The organism is Micromonospora inyonensis (assembly GCF_900091415.1).
Lineage (GTDB): Bacteria > Actinomycetota > Actinomycetes > Mycobacteriales > Micromonosporaceae > Micromonospora > Micromonospora inyonensis.
The window spans coordinates 2136858-2156748 of sequence record NZ_FMHU01000002.1 but is presented as its reverse complement, the minus strand read 5'-3'; the positions used below and the strand labels follow the sequence as shown (position 1 = coordinate 2156748).

At 75.4% G+C, this 19891-nt stretch carries 6 protein-coding genes; 3 read left to right on the top strand and 3 right to left on the bottom strand.

All coding sequences use genetic code 11. The features are described from left to right. Positions 1 to 98: 98 nt before the first annotated feature. Complete coding sequence (locus GA0074694_RS32350) at positions 99 to 896, bottom strand: helix-turn-helix domain-containing protein (protein WP_218105791.1); 798 nt, start codon at positions 894 to 896, stop codon at positions 99 to 101. Positions 897 to 1068: 172 nt separating this feature from the next. After that, positions 1069 to 1413 carry an SH3 domain-containing protein gene (locus tag GA0074694_RS24030; protein ID WP_141714261.1) on the bottom strand — a complete coding sequence of 115 codons (345 nt, stop codon included), beginning with the start codon at positions 1411 to 1413 and terminating at the stop codon, positions 1069 to 1071. Between the two features lie 393 nt (positions 1414 to 1806). Here GA0074694_RS24030 and GA0074694_RS24025 point away from each other — a divergent pair, with 393 nt between their 5' ends. From GA0074694_RS24025 to GA0074694_RS24015, 3 genes are read left to right on the top strand one after another with little or no spacing between them, the layout of a single operon-like run. Further along, the gene (locus GA0074694_RS24025) at positions 1807 to 3177 is read left to right on the top strand and encodes an MFS transporter (RefSeq protein WP_176738096.1); all 1371 of its coding nucleotides are present in this window, start codon (positions 1807 to 1809) and stop codon (positions 3175 to 3177) included. Further along, entirely contained in the window at positions 3174 to 16850 is a 13677-nt protein-coding gene (locus tag GA0074694_RS24020) for a hybrid non-ribosomal peptide synthetase/type I polyketide synthase (protein ID WP_091462184.1), read from the top strand. Before GA0074694_RS24025 ends, GA0074694_RS24020 begins: the two co-directional genes overlap by 4 nt. Next, on the top strand, positions 16847 to 18454 hold the full coding sequence (locus GA0074694_RS24015) for a condensation domain-containing protein (protein ID WP_091462181.1): 1608 nt from the start codon (positions 16847 to 16849) through the stop codon (positions 18452 to 18454). The genes GA0074694_RS24020 and GA0074694_RS24015 overlap by 4 nt, the downstream gene beginning before the upstream one ends. Before the next feature lie 62 nt (positions 18455 to 18516). Here the strand turns inward: GA0074694_RS24015 and GA0074694_RS24010 are convergent, their stop codons facing one another. After that, positions 18517 to 19833 (bottom strand): family 43 glycosylhydrolase, encoded by a 1317-nt coding sequence (locus tag GA0074694_RS24010; protein WP_091462177.1) that lies wholly within the window; start codon positions 19831 to 19833, stop codon positions 18517 to 18519. Positions 19834 to 19891: the final 58 nt, after the last annotated feature.

Sequence of the window (19891 nt, the reverse complement as noted above, 5' to 3'; positions counted from 1 at the left end):
GCCGGCGCGGTCACCCTGCGGGATGGATCGCGCCTGTCCTGACGGGGGTGAACGCCACCTCCGCGAGGAACGGACGTCAGGCGTGCGGGCGGTGCCGGTCAGTGGGACACGGCGGCACCGCAGTCGGCGCAGCGTTCCCGATCGGACCAGTCGATCCGGTCGAGGAGCGCGGGGGTCACCGGCTCCTGCCCGAACTCCTGCCGCAGCGCCATCCGGAACGTCCAGAGCGACTCGGCGAAGGGGTGGTAGGCGGCGTGGTACTCCGGGCCGGAGAGGACGGCGCCCGTCCTGATCGCGTCCCGGATCGCGACGAGCCGCAGGAACGCGGCCTCACCGGCGGTCACCACCGGCACGGTCGCGGAGACGAGCAACTGCTCGCGGGCGACGTACAGCGCGGCGTCGTGGACCGCCCGGTTGGCCGCGTCGTACCGGTGCTCGGGTGGGAGGTCGGCGCTGGCCACCCGGCGGAGGGCACCGTGCGTGGCGTCCAGGGCGAGCATGAAGGCGACCCCGCTGGCCAGGCCCGGTGGCAGCGGCACCGACGTCGGCAGGACGGCCTCGACGCCGGGCCGGTCCCGTGCCGTCCCACCCTCCGCGTGGCCGGGCCGCGTCCGGCCGGACGGCAACCGGTCCGCCCCGGCGGGTGGTACCGCCGGGGACGCGTGTCGCGCGAGAGCGGCCAGCACACCGCCGGTCGCCAGGGCCTGGTCGCAGCGCAGGGCCAACGCGAGGTTGCCCGGCGCCCGGCCGGTCTCCACCTTGCTGAGGTATCCCCGGCTGTAGTTGACCCGCTTCGCCAGGTCGGCCAGGGACAGCTTCGCGGCCTGCCGGTGGCGGCGCAGGCACTCCCCGAGGCTCTCGGGGCGGCCCGTGCCGTCGTGCGGCGGTTCGGTCACCGCCACGGTCGCCGGTCCGGGCCCGAGCGGAGACGGACGACGGCGGCCCACCGGGCGGCTGCGGGGCGACGCATGGCCCGACCGTACCAACGACACCGGTACGCGGCATCCGGCGTACGACCCGGACGGATGCCCGATCGTCCACAGCGGACGCCGGGCACCCGGGCCGTCACTAGCAGCGGGGGGTGGAGACCTGGTTCGCGACCAGCGAGGAGTGGATGTAACCCGTGGTCGGGCTGTTCACCTTTAACCACCGGTTGGAGGCGTAGTTCGAGCTGGGCGGGTAGACCCACTGGGCGTCGGTGTAGCAGACCATGGTGACCCCGGTGCCGTTGCCGTAGTAGCCGTTGGAGGTGCAGCCGGTGTTGGGGCAGCTGCGGATGTTCGCGCCGCCGGAGTTGGAGCTGATGTAGGGGCCGGCGGCGGAGGCCGGGGTGCCGGTCAGCAGGAGGGCGCCGGCGGTTCCGGTGGCCAGCGCGATCCGGACGAGGTGACGGGTGGTGCGGTTCTCGGGCATGGGTTTCTCCTTGCCGTGGTGGGGGATCCCGACGCGGGCGTCCACCCGCGTCGCCGGAGCCCGGTGGATCGGGCGTCCGATCTGGTGGTTACCAGCATTGAGCAGCGCGGATGCTTCGGGTAGGTGTTTCCTGTTGCGTGCCTCCACAGGAGACAGCGCCGCGACCCGGCCGGTACGCCCCACGACAGCCGTTCCGCCCGCCGTGACGGTCACGCAAAGTTACCCCCCGGCTTCCGCTGGCCACGACTGGTCCTTTTCGGCAGACTGTTGCGGATCCGCATGATCGACGGCCGTCAGTGGCCGTCCCTGATGTCGATACGGGGTGGAACACGTGGAATCTCTCCGCCGCACCGCAGCCGCACGCCGGCCGGCACCCGCCGGGCGGCACGCCTGATGCCGGAGACCCGTACCCCCCGACACCTGGTGCTGTTCCGGCTGCTCGTCGTCGGCACCTCGGTCTCGGCGTTCGGCAGCTACCTCAACATGGTGGCGCTCAACCTCTTCGTCTACCAGGCCACCGGCAGCGCCCTGCAGACCGGCGCCTTCATGGCCCTGCGACTGGCCGCCGGCTTCCTCGCCGGCCTGACCGGGGGCACCGTCGCGTCCCGACTGCCGCGTCGCCCGGTGATGGTCGCCTGCGACCTGCCCCAGGCCGCCGCGCTCGTCGCGCTGGCGGTCAGCCCCGCCTCGGTCCGCCTGGGCCTGCTCCCGGTCGTCGCGGTGGCCGGCGGGCTGCTCGGCACCACCTCCTCGGTGCTGCTGCGCAGCAGCGTCCCCGACCTGGTCCCCGGTCCCGACCGGGTCACCGCCAACGGACTGCTGGTCACCGGCCGGGCCGTCGCGATGACGCTCGGCTTCGCCGCCGGTGGCCTGCTGGTCGGCTGGCTGGGCTACCGGGCGGCGTTCCTGGTGGACGCGGGGACGTTCCTCTTCTCCGGCCTGCTGCTGGCCGCGCTGCCGTTGCCGTTCCCGAACCACCGGACCCGCCCGGCCGGGTCGGTGACCGACGCCGCCGACCGGTCGGGCGAGCCGGTGACCGACGCCGCCGACCGCCCGGACGGCCGGCGGCGACGCCGGCTGGCGCTCGCCGCGCTGTTGGCCGCGCCGGCCGTCCTGGTCATCGTGGTGGTCCGTGCCGCCGACGCGCTCGGGTCCGCCTCCCACAACGTCGGCCTGCCGATCTACGCGACCCAGGTGCGACCGGAGGATCCGGCTGCCTTCGTGGGCAACTTCTTCGCCGTCTGGGCCGTCGGCCTGCTCACCGCCCACCAGCTGGTCAAGCGGCTCAACCGGCGGGGACCGGGGCTGGACGACCCGCGCCGCAGCGAACTGGCCTTCATCGTCGGCACCTGCGTGATGTCGACCGCCTTCGTCGCGGCCTTCGTCGACCTGCCCGGCTACTGGGTGTTCGCGGTGGCGCTGGTCGCCGGCGCCGCCGACGGCTTCACCGAGATCAGCTACACCACCCGGCTCCAGGCCGAACCCGACCCGCGGCGTGGGTACTTCTTCGGCGCGACCGCGATGGCCGAGAACGGGGGACTGGGCGTGGGCATGCTGCTCGCCGCCGGCCTGCTCGAACTGTGGCGACCGCTGCCGGTGGCGGCGGCCATGCACGGCACCGTGGTCGCCCTGGCCGTCGCGGTCGCCCTGGCCGGCGCGCTTCGCCACCGCGCCCGTCCCACCGCCACGAACGGCGGCACCGTGCCCGTGGCCACCGGCCCGACCGTCGCCGTGACGAACCCGGTCGAGGAGAGTGGACGATGACCGTGGACGACCTGATCGGGGCCCTGACCGGCCGCGCCGAGATCGTCGATGCCGCCGTGCTCGACCGGACCGCTCACGACGGACGCGTCCGGCGGATCGCCTACGTGGTGCCCGCCGCCACGGTGCCCCCGCTCCGGGCCCGGCGGGCCGCCGAGGCGGTCGCCGTGGCCCGGCGGGAGCGGGCCGCACCGCCGGTGACCGTGGCCGTGGTCTCCGGCATCCCCCGCACCGCCGACGGCACCCCGGACGGGGCCGCGCTGGCGGCGCTGCCGGTCGCCGGCACCGTCGGGGCCCCGGTCCGGCCGGCGGCGGCGACGGCGGAGCGGCGACACCTGGCCGACCTGATCGACCTCCCCGCCCGGTGGGCGACGACGCCCACCGCGTCCCACGCCACCGCACCGGACACCCCGCCACCACCGGACGGACCACCGGCCGTCGCCGAGGGCCCGGCGACCATCGCCCACCCCGACGACCCGGAGACGCTGCCCGAGGCCCTGGTCCGGGTCGCGGAACAGTGGCCCACCCGGGGCCTGCGGGTCGTCGAGGAGGACGGCACCCGGTTGCTGCCGTACCCCGACCTGCTCGCCGCCGCCCGACGGACGCTGACCGGCCTGCGCGCCGCCGGCCTGGCCGCCGGCGACCCGGTGATCCTGCACATGCCCTCCCTGCTCGACCACTGCGTCGCGCTCTGGGCCTGCCTGATCGGCGGCCTGCACGCCGTGGCGGTCGCCCAGGCCCCCGGCTACACCGACCGCAACGCCACGTTGGACAAGCTGGAGCACGCCTGGCGCGGCCTGGACCGGCCCCCGGTGCTCTCCGGGGACGGCACCGTGGCCGCGCTGACGCGGTACGCCGACCGGCACGGCCTGGACGGGATGCGGGTGCTCGACGTCGCCGACTGCCGCGACCATCCGCCCGCCGCCGACCTGCACCGGCCGGAACCGCGGGACGTGGCGATGCTCCAACTCTCCTCCGGCAGCACCAGCCGGTCGAAGGTCATCCCGATGACCCACCGGGGCATCGTCGACTACGCCCGGGGCGCCCGGCAGGTCGGCCGGATGCGCGCCGGGGACGAGGTGCTCAACTGGCTGCCGCTGGACCACGTGGCCGGGATCGTCATGATGCACATCGGCCCGGTCGTGCTCGGCTGCGGCACCACCCACGTCGCCACCGCCCTGGTGCTCGCCGACCCGCTGCTCTGGCTCGACCTGCTGGAGCGCCACCGGATCCAGCACAGCTGGTCACCGAACTTCGGGTACAAGCTCGTCTCCGAGGCGCTGCGGACGCGGCCGGAGAGCACCTGGGACCTGCGGCACGTCCGGAGCCTGGTCAACGCCGGTGAGCAGTGCACCGTACCGGTGGCCCGGCAGTTCCTGGCCGACGTGCGCGGCTTCGGCATCGAACCGGACGCCCTGCTGCTGGCCTGGGGAATGGCCGAGACCTGTACGGCGATCAGCTACCAGCCGGCCGTCGCCTCGGCGGTACAGCACGTGGAACTCGCCGCCGACGGCATCCGGGTGACCCTGCGCGACGCCCCGGGTCCCGGCGTCACCGGCTTCCTCAGCATGGGCCCCGCCGCCCCCGGCGCGCAGTTCCGGATCACCGCCCCGGACGGCACCACCGCCCTGCCGGACCGGCACATCGGCCGGCTCCAGGTCCGGTCGGTGCGGGTCACCCCGGGCTACCTCGGCAACGACGAGGCCAACCGGGCGGCCTTCCCCGACGGCGACTGGTTCGACACCGGCGACCTCGCCTTCCTGGCCGACGGCCGGCTGACCATCACCGGGCGCGGTAAAGAGGTCATCATCGTCAACGGCGTTCACTACTTCTGCCACGACATCGAGGACGTGGTGGGCGACGTCGACGGTGTCGCGGCGAGCTTCGTCGCGGCGGTCGGCGCGCCGGACGCCGACGGCACCGAGCAGATCGTGGTGCTCCTCGTCGCCGAGGGCGAACCGGACACGGCCCTGCTGACCCGGGTCCGCCGCCGCCTGGCCGACCGGATGCAGATCGCCACCGCCCGCCTGGTCCCCGTCGAGCGCGACCGGTTCGAGAAGACCACCAGCGGCAAGATCCAGCGCAGCAGCATGCGGGCCCGCCTGCTCGACGGCGGGTACGCCGCCGCGGAACGCCGTGCCGACCTGCTGGAGGCGGGCCCGGACACCATCCCCGACTGCCTGCACCGCCCGGCCTGGGCACCCCGGACGATGAGCGTCGACCCGCCACCCGGACCGGTGCTCGTGGTCACCGACCGGCTCGGACTCGCCACGGCGCTGCGCGACGCGCTGCCCGACGTCGTGCTCGTCGACGGCCTGACCGCCGCCGGGGACGGCGCGCCGACGGGCCCGCCGGAGGCGGACGGCGGCCCCGCCAGTCTGCGCGACGCGCTCGTCGCACCGGACCGGACGCCCGCGCTGGTCGTCTTCGCCCCCAGCTACCTGCCGGCCCCCGACCCGGACGACGCGGCGGCCGTCGACGCCGCCGTCGAGACCTGCGGCACCCACCTTCTGCACCTGATCCGGACGCTTGCCGAGGTCGGCTGGACGGGCACCCTGCTGACCGTCAGCCGGGGCCTGTACCGCATCCGGGGCGACGAACCGGGCTGCTATCCGGCCGCGCTCACGGCCAGCCTCGGCGAGACCTTCGGCGTCGAGCACCCCGACGTCCGCACCTGGCACCTCGACCTGCCCGGCCCGGACGTGACCGCCGACGCCGCCGTCCTCGCGGCGGCGACCGGTTGGCGGCACCGGGAGAACGTCGTGGCCTGGCGGGACGGCCCGCTTGTCCGCACCCTGCACCGGGTCGACGCTCCCGACGTCACCACCGGTGACGGGCCGGTGGTCCCGCCGGGCACCCGCTGGCTCGTCACCGGCGGCCTCGGCGGAGTGTCCCGGGCCGTGCTGGGCCGGCTCGCCGCCGACCTCGACCTGCACCTGCTCGTGGTCGGCCGGAAGCCGGCGGCGCAGGTCTCCGCCGCCGTGGCGGACCTCGCGGGCGGCACGGGACGGGTGCGCTACGACGTTGCCGACGTCACCGACGGTGCTGCCCTGCGGGCCGCGGTCGACGTCGCCGAGCGGGAGTGGCAGGCGCCGTTGGACGGGGTGCTGCACCTCGCCGGTGACTACCACCAGGCCCCGCTGACCGAGATCGATCCCCGCCGGTGGCGTGCCGGCGCGGCGGCCAAGGTGGACGGTTCGGTACAGGTGGCCCGCCTGCTGCGGCACCGGCCGGGGGCCCGTCTGGTGGCGTTCTCGTCCCTGCTGGCGCTGGTGCCGGTGGTCGGCACGGGCGGCTACGCGGCCGGCAACGCCTTCCTCGAGGCGCTCTGCGCGCACCTGGGCACCGAACGGCCCGTGCAGTGCGTGAGCTGGGGAATGTGGCGCGGCGTCGGGATGAGCGCCACCCGGGGCGGCGTCGAGCAGGCCACCCGCCGCCATCTGCGGACCCTCTCCGCCACCGAGGGACTCGCGCTGACCCGGGTGGCGCTGCGCCTGCCGCCGGGGCACCTCCTCGCCGGCATCGACCCGGACGCGCCGCGCGTCCGGCACCTGGTGCGACCCGTCCGGCCGTTGGAGGCGGTCACCGCGCCGGATCCGGTGGACGGGTCGGGGACCCCCGCACCGGCCCCGGTGGACGTGTTCGGGACTCCGGCGCTGGTGGCGCCGGACGACCCGCAAGCGCCGGCGGCAGCGGCCGGTGACCCGGAGAGCCGGCCGCTGCCGGAGGCCCGGTCCGCGGCGGCCACCCCCGCCGCACCGTCACCGCCGCCCGTCCCGGCCCGACCCTCCGCGCCGGCCCCGGCGGCGTCGTCCGAACCCCAGCCCCGGTCGGCTCCGGCCTCCGGCGCACCGGCCCGGGACCCGCTGACCGTGGCCCGCACCGTCCGGGAGGTGCTGCGCCAGGCGTTGCCCGCCGGAATCGAGGACCGTACGGCGTTCCACGACGCCGGCCTCGACTCGGTACGCCTGCTGCGCCTGCACACCCTGCTGCAACAGGCACTGGACACGCGCTTCCCGCAGACCGCCCTGTTCACCCACGGCACACCGGCCGCGCTGGTGGCGTACCTGGTGGACCTGCTGGCCGGATCGGCGGCCCCGACCGGCGGCGCCACCGGCGCACGGGCCCCGGGCGACGGGCGGATCGCGATCGTCGGCATGGCGTTGCGTCTGCCCGGCGCCGACACCGCCGACCGGTACTGGCGCAACCTGCTCGCCGGGCAGGTCGACGTGCGCCGGTTCGACCGCGCCGAACTGCTCGCCGCCGGCTGGCCCGCCGCCCTCGTCGACGACGGGGAGTTCGTCCCGGTCAGCGGCGCGCTCGACGACATCGAGAGCTTCGACGCCGAGGCGTTCGGCATCGCCCCGCGCGAGGCGACGCTGACCGACCCGCAGCAGCGGATCTTCCTCGAGGTCTGCCAGGAGGCGCTGGAGGACGCCGGGTACGCCGGCACGCGACGACGGGTCGGGGTCTTCGCCGGCTCCGGCATGCACCTCTACTCGCTCCGCTCCTACCTGCTGGAACAGCTCGCCGGCACGGACCCGGTCGCCCACCTCACCGCGTTGCAGGTGACCATCGGCAACCAGCCCGACTTCCTGGCCACCCGGGTGGCGTACCGGCTGGGGCTGACCGGGCCGGCGCTGAGCGTGCAGACGGCCTGCTCCACCTCGCTGGTCGCGGTGCACCTGGCCGTACGGTCGCTGCTGGCCGGGGAGTCCGACCTGGCGCTGGCCGGCGCGGCCGCGCTGCATGTGCCCCGGGTGGCCGGCTACCGGCACGCGGAGGGGTCGATCCTCTCCCGCACCGGCGTCTGCCGGGCCTTCGACGCCGACGCCGACGGCACGGTCGGGGGCAACGGGGTCGCGGCCGTCCTGCTCAAGCGCCTCGACGACGCGATCGCCGACGGCGACACCGTGCACGCGGTGATCCTCGGCTCGGCGGTCAACAACGACGGGGCCGCCAAGAGCGGCTACACCGCGCCCACGGCCGACGGTCACGCCGGGGTGATCCGGGACGCCCTGGCCGTGGCGGGCGTGCCCGCCGCGTCGATCGGCTACCTGGAGACCCACGGCACCGGCACCCGGATCGGCGACCCGATCGAGGTGGCGGCCCTGCGGACGGTCTTCGCCGACCGTCCCGCCCCGCTGCCGCTCGGCGCGGTGAAGGCGAACATCGGCCACCTGGACACCGCCGCCGGCATGGCCGGGCTGATCAAGGCGGCGCTGGCGGTCCGGCACGGTCGGATCCCACCGGTGGCCAACCTGCGCCGCCCCAACCCCGAACTCCGCCTGGCCGACGGGCCGTTCCAGCTGCCCACGTCCGTCCAGCCGTGGCCGGTGCCCGGCCCGCGCCGGGCCGGGGTCTCGTCCCTCGGTGTCGGCGGCACCAACGCCCACGTGGTGGTGGAGGAGCCCCCGGCCGCCCCCGCGCCGTCGACCGTCCCCGGTCCCGCCGCGCCCACCGTCGTGCCACTGACCGCGCAGACACCCGCCGCGCTGGCCGCGCTGGCCGAGCGGATGGCCGACCGGCTCGCCACCGACCCGCCGCGCCCCGAGGACGTGCTGGTCACGCTCGGCGCGGGCCGGCAGCGACGACGTCACCGGCTGGTGGCCTGGGCGGCCGGCCCGGCCGAGGCGGCGGCGGTGCTGCGGAGCCGGCCGGACGAGGCGGGCAGCCCGGCCGCCCCGGTCGCGGGCGTGGTCCCCGACGGTGGACCCGGGCCGGTCGTCCTCGCCTGCACCGGGCAGGGGGTCGACCTGCGTGCGGCGGCGGTCGGACTGCTGGCCTACGAGCCGGCCCGTGAGGTGCTGGAGACCTGCGCCGCCCGGTACCGGCAGGACTGGGGCATCGACCTGCTGGCGGCGCTGCGTGGCGCGACGCACGAGTGGAGCACCGCCACCGTGCAGCCGGCCCTGTTCGCCCTCCAGGTGGCGCAGGCCCGACTGCTGGAGTCGGTCGGCGTCCGCCCCGACGTCGTGATCGGACAGAGCGCGGGGGAGTACGCCGCACTCTGCCTGGCCGGTGCGCTCTCCGTCGAGGACGGCCTGCACCTCGCGGCCGTGCGCGGCGAGCTGATCCAGCGCGGTACGCCACCGGGCGCGGCGCTCGCCGTCCTGGCCGACGAGGCCGAACTGGAACCGTTGCTGCGCCGGGCACCCGAGGTCGAGCTGACCGTGTCCAACGGGCCGCGCCGGCACGTGGTGGCCGGACCGCCCTCGGCCGTGCGCCACTTCGGGCGGCAGCTCGACGACGCCGGCCTCCGGCACCGACCGCTGCCGACCGACCGGGCGTTCCACTCCGCGTTCCTGGAACCGGTCCTCGACGATCTCGCGGCGCACGCCGCCACCCTCGACTGGCGACCGCTGCGGATCCCGCTCGTCACCGGGCTCGGCGGCGCACGCCTGGCCCCCGGAACGCTGCCGGACGCCACGCACGTCCGGCGCCACACCCGCGAGCGGTCGGACTTCGGCGCGGGTGTCGCGGGACTGGTCGCCGACGGCTGCACCACGTTCGTGGAGCTGGGTCCGGAGGCGCTGCTGGCCATGCTCGGCCGGCAGTGGCCGCAGACCCGGTGGATCCCCGTGCAGCGGGGCCGCACCGACCGGGCCGCCGAGGTGCTGGCCGCGTTGGCCGAGTTGTTCTGCCGGGGCGTCGAGGTCGACTGGGCGGCGCTGGCGCCGACCGGCCGCCGGGTGCCCCTGCCCACGTACCCGTTCCAGCGGACCCGGCACTGGGCCGCCGTCCCCCGCCCGGTGCCGTCCGCCCCGTCCGACCCCCCGGTCCCAGGAGGTCCCGTCATGTCCCCGGCCGCCACCCCGGCTTCCGCCACCCCGCTCGTCCTGCGCCGGGTGCGGGAGCTGACCGCCGAGCAGCTCGGCACCGACGTCGACCGGGTACCGGAGGAGACGCCCTTCTTCGACCTCGGTGCCGACTCGCTGTTGATGATCAACCTGCTGCGGGAGCTGGAGACGACCTTCGGTATCCGGGTCCCGATGCGGGAACTGTTCGAGGAACTCGACAGCCCGAGCCGCCTGACGGCGGCGATCGTCGAGCGGGCGGCACCGGAGCGGCTCGCCGCGCTGGGCGCGCCGGTCGCCGCCGCGCTGCCCGCTGCCGACGGGATGCCCGCCGAGGTCGCTGCGCCGACCGTCGCGGTGGCCGGTGGTGCCGCCCCGGGGACGGCCGTTCCGTCCGGTGCGGGGACCGTCCCCGACCGCGCCGCCGTGCCTCTCGCGCCCGCCGTGCCTTTCGCGCCCGCCGTCGTGCCGCCCGGGCCCGCCGCGCCGGTGGGGGCGCCGGCGTTGTCCGGCGTGGTGCCGCCCGTGCTCGGCGAGGTGCCGGAGGGGTCCACCGGAGCCCCGGCCACCGGTCCGGGGTCGGCGGCCCTTCCGGTACCCCCGTCGACCGGTGCCCCGGTGGCCGGGGATCCCGTCGCCGGTGAGCTGCTCCGGGGTCAACTCGCGTTGATGGGGCAGTTCACCGACCTGATGGCCCGCCAACTCTCCGCGCTGGCCGCCGTCCCGCCGCCCGCCCCCGCGCCCGACCCGTCGGTGCCCGCCGCGCCGGCCGTGCCCGCGTCGGTGGTACCCGCGCCGGCCGTGCCCGGGGGTGTCGGGTCGGCGTCCGGGGGCAGCTCCGCGCCGGCTTCCTCGGCCCGGACCGACCCGGCGACGGTGCCGGCCCAGGTCGGCCCCCGGCCCACCCGGGTCGGCGCCGGGCTGGGAGGTGGCCGCCTCGACCCTCGTCAGCAGGAGCACTTCGCCGACCTGGTCCGTCGCTACACCGCGCGGACCCCGACCTCCAAGGCGCTGGCCCAGCGGCACCGGCGGCGGCTGGCCGACAGCCGGGCCGTCGTCGGTTTCCGCCGCGCCACCAAGGAACTGCTCTACCCGCTGGCCGCGCGACGAGCCCGGGGCGCCCACCTGGAGGACGTCGACGGCAACAGCTACGTCGACATCACCATGGGCTTCGGGGCCCTGCTCTTCGGTCACGAGCCGGACTTCCTCACCCGGGCGATCGCCGAGCACCTCGACGGCGGGCTGCGGCTCGGTCCCCGGGGGGAGGAGACCGGTGAGGCGGCCGAACTGCTCTGCGAGCTGACCGGCATGGACCGGGCCGCCTTCGCCACCACCGGCACCGAGGCCAACTCGGCGGCCTTCCGGCTGGCCCGTGCGTACACCGGTCGGCCGCTGATCGTCATGTTCACCGGGTCGTACCACGGCCACATCGACCCGGTGCTGGGCCGTGGGGTGCGCGACGGCGACGCCTGGCGCACCGTGCCGGTCTCGGCCGGCATCCCGGACTCGGCGGTCACCGACGTCCTGGTCTTGCCGTACGACGACCCGCAGAGCCTGGCGGCGATCGAGCGGTCCGCCGACCGGATCGCCGCCGTGGTCGTCGAACCGGTGCAGAGCCGGCACCCGGACCGCCAGCCGGCGGAGTTCCTCCACGCGCTGCGCGCCGCCTGCGACCGGCACGGCATGGTCCTGCTCTTCGACGAGATGCTCACCGGCTTCCGTCCGCACCCGCAGGGCGCGCAGGGCGTCTTCGGCGTCCGCGCCGACCTCGCCACGTACGGCAAGGTGATCGGTGGCGGGTATCCGGTCGGCGCGGTGGCCGGCCGCGCGGACATCATGGACTGGGTCGACGGCGGCTTCTGGCGCTACGGCGACGACAGCTACCCGCCGCAGGACACCACCTTCTTCGGTGGCACGTACATCCAGCATCCGCTCTCGATGGTGGCGGCCCGGGCGGTGCTCACCGAACTGCGCGACCGGGGTCCGGCGCTCCAGGACGGGCTGAACCGCCGCACCGAGCGGCTCGCCGACGCCGTGAACACGTTCTGCGCCGAGGAGGGCTTCCCGCTGCGGGTGCACCGCTTCGGGTCGCTGTTCCGCTTCGCCTCCGAGGTCAACCTGGATCTGCTCTTCCACCACCTGGTGCTGGCCGGTGTGCACGTCTGGGAGTGGCGCAACTTCTTCCTCTCCGACGCGCACACCGACGCCGACGTCGACCGGATCGTCGAGGCCGTCCGGGACAGCCTGCTCGCCCTGCGCGCCGGGGGATTCCTGCCCGGCCCGCCGTCCGTTCCTGCCGTGCCGTCCGTTCCCGCCGTGCCGTCCGTTCCTGCCGTGCCGTCCGTTCCCGCCGTGCCGTCCGCGCCTGGCGCGGCGGTCGCCAACGGGCGGGGACCGGCCGTCGTGCCGTCCCCGGTGCGTGCACGGGCGGCGGCGCGGGTCGACGTCAGCCTGTACTTCTTCGGCGACTACCCGCAGGAGAACGTCCAGGACCGCTACGACGCCGTACTCGACGCGGCGACCTTCGCCGACACCCACGGCCTGTACGCGGTGTGGCTGCCCGAGCGGCACTTCGACTCGTTCGGCGGCATCTTCCCCAACCCGTCGGTGCTGGCCGCCGCCGTCGCCGCGCGTACCAGCCGGGTCCGCATCCACGCGGGATGCGCCGTCCTCCCGCTGCACGACCCGATCCGGGTCGCCGAGGAGTGGTCGGTGGTGGACAACCTGTCGCGCGGGCGGGTGGGCATCGGCTGCGCCAGCGGCTGGCACGCCCGCGACTTCGTGCTCGCCCCGCAGACGTACGGACGGCACCGGGAGGCGATGTACGAGTCCCTCGACCAGATCCGCCGGCTCTGGCAGGGCCAGGCGGTCACCCGTACCGCGGGCAACGGCGAACCGGTCGAGGTGCGGCTCTTCCCGCCCCCCGTCCAGCCGATGCCGCCCCTGTTCACCGCCGTGGTGGGCAACCCGGACAGCTACCGCCGGGCGGCGGCGGCCGACCTCGGGATCATCACCAACCTGATGTCCCAGGACGTGGCGCAACTGGCCGCCAACATCGCCCTCTACCGGGCGACCCGAGCCGAGCACGGCCTGGACCCGGACGCCGGGCGGATCGTCCTGCTGCTGCACACCTACCTCGGCGAGGACGGCGACCGGGCCCGCGAGGAGGCGTTCGGCCCGTTCTGCGACTACCTCCGGTCGTCGCTGGCCCTCTTCGGTCAGGTGACCAACAGCCTCGGTGTCACCATCGACCTGGACTCGACCACCCCGGAGGACGTCGACTACCTGCTCCGCCGCGCCTACGCCCGGTACACCGCCGACCGGGCGCTGATCGGCAGCCCGGAGGAGGCCCGGTCGCTGGTGGAACGCCTCACCGCGCTGGGCGTGGACGAGATCGGCTGCTTCGTCGACTTCGGTCTCTCCCCGGGCCGGATGCTGGCCGGTCTGCCCGGTGTCGAGCGGCTGCACACGCTCCTGAACGGTCCGGCGGGACCGGAGCCGACCCCCTGGTCGGGGGCGCCCGACGGGCCGGCGGCGGAGCGCACGGTCGACCGGCCGGCGGAGGAGACCAGCCCGCTGACCGAGGCGCAGCGCGAGATCTGGTTCGCCGAGCGGGTCCTGCCCGGTCGCCCCACCTACACGGAGTCCCTGGTGGTCCGCCTGGACGGTCCGCTCGACGTGCCCGCCCTGCGCGACGCCCTGACCCTCGTCGTCCGACGACACCCGGCGCTGCGGTCCACGGTCCGGGAGGTCGACGGCGAGCCGCGCCTGGTGCCGCGTTCGCCCGGCCCGGTAGAACTGCCGGTGCACGAGGCGACCGGCCGGGACGTGGCCGGCCTCGCCGAGCAGATCGCCGAGGAGGAGACCCGGCACCGGTTCGACCTGGCCGGTGGCCCGCTGTTCGCGCCCCGGCTGGTCCGGGTGGACGAGGGGCTGCACCTGCTCGTGTTCCGTATGCACCACCTGGTCATCGACACCCTCTCGGCCCAGGTGCTGGCCCGGGAGGTGGCCGCCGGCTACCGTGCGGCGCTGGCCGGCCGGCCCGCCGAGCTACCCGCACCCCCGCCGTGGCCGATCCCCACGGAGGAACCCGCGCCGGAGGTGGTCGACGCGCAGGCGGCGTACTGGCGGGACCGGCTCGGGTCACGTCCGTCCGGGCTCGGGCTGCCGACCGACCGTCGGCGTCCGGACGTCCCCAGCGGTGCCGGCGCGGTCGCCGGCGTCGAACTCGACGCCCAGCTCGCCCGGGCGGTGCGGGACGCCGGCCGACGGCACCGGGCCACCCCGTTCATGGTGCTGCTGGCCGGTTTCGCGGCGGTCCTCGCCGACGACGGCCGTCAGCCCGACGTGCTGCTCGGCACCCCGGTCGCGCACCGCCCCGCCGCTGCGCAGGAGGCCGTCGGACTGTTCGTCACCACGCTGCCGCTGCGTCTGTCGGTGGCCCCCGGGGCGAGTTTCGCCGACGTCGTCCGGGCGGCCCGGACCGCGTTGCTCGACGCGCACGACCACCGTGACGTGCCGGCCGGCCGCATCGCGCGGGCCCTGGGCGTGGAACCCGAGGCCGGTCGACACCCGCTGTTCGACGTCGTCATCGAGTACGACAACCAGCCGGCCTTCGCGTTCGACCTGCCCGACGTCCGGTCCACTCTGCTCGACGCGGCCGTCCGCCGGGCGCCGTTCGATCTCACCCTCTTCGTCACCGACCTCGGGGACACGCTGCGCTGCCAGCTCAACTACGCCACCGACCTGTTCGACCCCGGCACCGCGCAACGTCTCCTCGACCGGCTGGTGGCGGTGCTGCGGGCCGGCACGCATCGTCCGGACGAACCGTTCGCCGCGCTGGTCCATCCCACCGGCGGGGACGCCGATCCCGCCGGGTCGAACGGGCGGACGCATCACGGGGACGCCGATCCCGCCGGGTCGAACGGGCGGACGCATCACGGGGACGCCGATCCCGCCGGGTCGAACGGGCGGACGCATCACGGGGACGCCGATCCCGCCGGGTCGAACGGGCGGACGCGCCGAGGGCCGGTCGACCCGGCCGAGGGCGCCCTGCCCGATCCGGCCTGGCAGGACGGCGGCCCGCCACCCCCCGGCGCCGACACGCCGCTACCCGCCCTGCTGCGTCCCGACCGGGCCACCGTGGTCGGTCCGGACGGGCGGTTGACCGGGTCGCAGCTGTGCCGCCGGGCGGAGGCGGTGACCGCGGCGCTGCGCGCGGCGGGCGTCGTCCCCGGCGACCTCGTCGGCATCCACCTGCCCCGCAGCGCCGACGCGGTCGCCGCGATGCTCGGTGCGCTGCGGGCCGGTGCGGCCTACGTACCGCTGGCCCCCGAGCAGCCCACCGCCCGGCTGGCCGACGTGGTCGAGCAGGGTGCGCCACGCGTGGTGGTGTCCCGGTCCGGCCTGCCCGCGCTGCCCGGCGCGGCGGGAACCCTGCACATGGACCGGATCACCGCCGACGAGGCCGGCGGTGCCGACCACGGCGGCGGTGCCGATCCGGTGGTGGTCGGGCCGGACGACCCGGCGTACGTGCTGTTCACCTCCGGCTCCACCGGACGCCCCAAGGGCTGCGTGATCCCGCACCGGGCGATCAGCAACACCGTCACCTGGTACACCCGCGACCTCGGCATCACCGCCGACGACCGGCTGAGCTGGTTCTGTAGCCCCGGCTTCGACGCCTCGTGCCTGGAGGTGTGGCCGGCGCTGCGGGCGGGCGCAACGCTGCACGTGGTCCCCGACGAGGCCCGCCTCGACCCGGTCCGCCTGCGGGACTGGCTGGTCGACAACGGCATCACCGTGGCGTTCTTCCCGACCCCGGTGGGGGAACTGCTGCTCGACCTGGACTGGTCCGCCGGGCCCCGGCCGGCGCTGCGCCACCTCGTCGTCGGTGGCGACCGGCTGCGCCGGGGGGCCGCGCCGGACCTGCCGTTCACGCTCACCAACGTGTACGGGCCGACCGAGGCGACCGTCGTCTCCACCTGGGTCCACCTCGACGGCTCCACCGGCGCCGACGAGCCGCCGTCGATCGGCCGACCCGTGCCCGGCACCTGGATCCGGGTGCTCGACGACGAGGGCCGGCCGACCCCGGTCGGCGTACCCGGGGAGGCGTACCTCGGCGGTCGGCAATTGGGCCGGGGCTACCTGGACCTGCCGGAGGAGACGGCCGCCCGCTTCCTCCACCACCCCGAGTACGGTCCGGTCTTCCGCACCGGTGACGTGCTCCGGTGGCGGCCCGACGGGCAGTTGGAGTTCCTGCACCGCGCCGACGCCCAGGTGCAGATCCGTGGCTTCCGGGCGGAGCCCGGCGAGCCCGAGCACCACCTGCGCCGTCTCGACGGGGTACGGGACGCGGCGGTGCGGGGCTGGGCCGACCCTGCGGGCGGGCACTACCTGGCCGGGTACGTGGTTCCCGACCGTCCCGGGGTGGACCCGGCGGAACTGGCCCGCCAGCTCGCCGCCCGCCTGCCGGACTACCTCGTGCCGACCGCGTGGACGATCCTGCCCGCGCTGCCGGCCACGGAGAGCGGCAAGATCGACCGGGCGGCGTTGCCGGAGCCGGACCGGACGTCGGCGGAGTGGGCCGACACCGGCACCCCGCCCGCAGACGACCTGGAACGCCGGCTGCACGACCTCTGGTGCGCCGAGTTGGGCCTGCCCGCGCTCGGGGTGGAGACCACCTTCTTCGCGCTGGGAGGCACGTCGCTGACCGCGATGCGGTTGCTCAACCGGGTCCGCGCGGAGACCGGGGGGACCATCGGGGTGCTGGACTTCCTGCGCGCGCCCACGGTACGGGCGATGGCGCGGCGGTTGCGCGAGACGGGGGCGGAGCCGACCGGGGCCGCCGCGCAGCCGGCCCGGATCAGGGGGACGTTGTGACCGCACCCGAGTCGACCGATCCGGACGACCTGCTGCGCGAGCTGCGCCTCCGGGACGTGCGGCTCGCCGTACGCGGCGGGCAGCTCGACTACGACGCGCCCGCCGACGCGCTCGACGCGGACCTGATCGCGGCCATGCGTCGGCTCAAGCCGGTGCTGCTGGACCGACTCCGCGCCGACGGCGCGTCCGCCGCGCCGGACGGCGCCGCCGGGCCGGGCCACGCCGCCATGCCCACCAGCGTCGGTGCCGGGGACGGGGGCGGGGACGACTGGTCGGTGCTGGTGACCGCGCCGACCAGCATCGGCCAGGCCCGGCAGTACCAGATCACCCGGGAGACCTCCTTCCCGCAGGTGCTCACCGTCGCCTTCCGGCTGACGCTGCACGGTCCGCTCGACGTCACGGCGCTGCGCCGGGCGCTGGCCGACCTGACCGTCCGGCACGCGGCCCTGCGGACCCGGTTCGCGGACCGGGACGACGGGGTGTGGCAGCAGGTGCTCGCGCCACGGCCGGTGCCGCTGCCGGTACGGACGGTACCCGTGGACGAACTCGACCGTGTCGTCGACGAGTGGGCCTCGCTCCCGTTCGCCCTGGAGCGGGAACCGGCGTTCCGGGCGGTGCTGTTCCAGCCGACCGACGGTCCGGCCGGGCCACCCGTCGGCTGGCACGAGTTCGCCCTCGCCATCCACCACGGCTTCGTCGACGGCTGGTCGGTCCAGCCGATGTTGGACGACCTGGCGGAGTTCTACCGGGCGGCGGTCAACGGTCGCCCCGCCGACCTGCCGCCGCTGCCCGCCGAGTTCGTCGACTTCTGCCGGTGGGAGGCGGAGTACCTGGCCCGGCCGGAGACCCGTCGAATGCTCCGGGAGTGGGTCGACGAGCTTCCTGCCGGCACCGTCCCGATGCGGCTGCCCACCGACCGGCCGCGCGTCCCCGTCGCCACCGACCCCGGTGGGGTGCTCCACCACACCTTCCCACCCGACCTCGTCGCGGCGGTGACGGCATACGGCGTACGTCGTGGCGCCACCCCGTACGCGGTGTTCACGGCGGCCTTCGTCTGGTTGCTGCACGACCTGACCGGTGCGCCGACCGTCAACCTGGCCGCCTCGGTGGCCAACCGCACCGATCCCCGGTACGACCGGGTGGTGGGAGTCTTCGCCCAGGCGGCCCTGTTGCTCGTCCCGGTCGTCGGCGTGACGTCCTTCGACGAACTGGTCCGGCGGACGGCCGGGGTGACCTGGCAGGCCCTGGCCCGCCAGGCGGTGCCCTCGGTGGTGCAGATCGCGGCGCTCGGCGAGGCGTTCACCAACTTCCCGTGCCGCGTCTACTTCGACCTGCTCGACATGGCCGACCCGGTGCTGCACCTGACCGGCCTGGAACCGGCCCCGGCCCGCGACGTCGTGCTGGCCGGCTCGCGGGGGGACCTGACCTGGCAGCTCCGTCCGCTGCCCGACGGTGGGATGGCGCTGCTCATCGAGTACGCGGCGAACCTGTTCGACGCCGGCACCGTAGCCGGTTGGCTCGACCGCTACCAGCGGCTGCTGCGCCGGTTGCTGGCCGCGCCGGACGCCCCGCTGCCCCGCGCCGGTGACGCCGGGGTGGCGTGACCCGCGGACGCCGACGGTGCCCCGGGCCGACCACCGGTGCGGCCGACCCGGGGCGGGGGAGCCTAGGCGATCTCGACGAAGTCGAGTTCCGCCCAGCGACTGCGGTGGGTCAGTCGGAGGGTGTTGTAGCCGGCGTTGAGTGTGACGTCGGCCCGGACCTGCCGCCAGGTCTCCCAGCCGGAGTTCGGATAGGTGACGACCTGCGCGGCGCCGCCGTTGACGGTGAGGGTGTGCTGGGCGTCGCCGTAGCCGGCGGCGTACGCGATGTGCGCGGTGTAGCCGCCGGCGCGGGGAGCGAACACGGTCACCTCGACCCAGCTGTCGGCGTGGTCGATGTACGCCACGGCCTGGCCCTGCGAGGCGGTCGTGGTGCTACGGACAGCGCAGTTGTTCAGCCGGCCCCGCTCGGCCTCGTAGCGCACCCGGCTGCCCCGCACGACCGGGTAGCCGTCGGCCCAGCCGAGGTCGGCCACGAACATTCCCCGGGCGGTGTTGTTGTTGATCCAGCCGTGGAAGACGATCCGGTCGCCGCCGGCCTCCCGGACGACGTCGGCGCCGCCGGGGCCCCGGACGGCGTTGTCCAGGCTGGCCGTGGTCAGCAACGAGCGGTAGGCCTTGGTGTACGGACCGGTCAGCGCGGTCGAGGTCGCGTAGCTGGTCTGGTAGGCGTCGCCGCCGTAGCCGCCGAGCGAGTAGAACAGCACATACCGGCTGCCGACCTTGGTCAGCACGGGCGCCTCGATCACCCCGGCCTCCTCCGGGCGACCGCTGCGCAGCAGTTCCACCCGGGAGCCCTGCAACGTCACCCCGTCGGCGGCGACCTGCTGGAGCCAGAGGCTCGTCGGTTGGCCGATCGCGTTGCCGTCGTCCTTGTAGAGGAGGTACCGCAGGCCGGTGCTGTCGACGAAGCTGGACGCGTCGATGTCGCCGCCCTCGCCACCGTTGCAGATCAGGGGCCCGGTGCCGACCGGCGCGAACGGACCCAGCGGCGAGGTGGACGTGGCCGCGCCGATGCACTGCCGGCCCACGCTGCGGCTGAGCGCGGTGTAGTACAGCACGTACCTGCCGTCGGCGCGGCGGAAGACCTCGGGGGCCCAGGTGCGTCCACCGCTGGCCCAGGCGCCGAGGGTGGGCAGGGCGTCCGGCCGTCGCGTCCAGGGACCGGTCAGCGAGGTCGCCGTGGCCACCGGGACGTTGCCGTTGCCGTTGTTGGTCGAGTAGGCGTGGTAGGTGTCGCCGACCTTGAGGATGTCGGGGTCGGGGAAGTCACTGCCGATGACCAGCGCTGGTGCCGTGGTCGCGGCGGCGACCGGCTGTGCGCTGAGGACGAGGGGGCTGGCCGCGAGCGCGGCGACCAGGCAGGCGAGGAGTCGGCGCATGCCGAAATGCAACCACGTGCATCGATGTAAAGAAAGGGTTCGACCCCGATGGCTCGGG

What these genes read in the sequence shown, in the direction of transcription:
- GA0074694_RS24030 (WP_141714261.1), bottom strand. Translation starts at nt 1,413, where the DNA reads ATGCCCGAGAACCGCACCACCCGTCACCTCGTCCGGATCGCGCTGGCC.
- GA0074694_RS24025 (WP_176738096.1), top strand. Translation starts at nt 1,807, where the DNA reads ATGCCGGAGACCCGTACCCCCCGACACCTGGTGCTGTTCCGGCTGCTC.
- GA0074694_RS24020 (WP_091462184.1), top strand. Translation starts at nt 3,174, where the DNA reads ATGACCGTGGACGACCTGATCGGGGCCCTGACCGGCCGCGCCGAGATC.
- GA0074694_RS24010 (WP_091462177.1), bottom strand. Translation starts at nt 19,833, where the DNA reads ATGCGCCGACTCCTCGCCTGCCTGGTCGCCGCGCTCGCGGCCAGCCCC.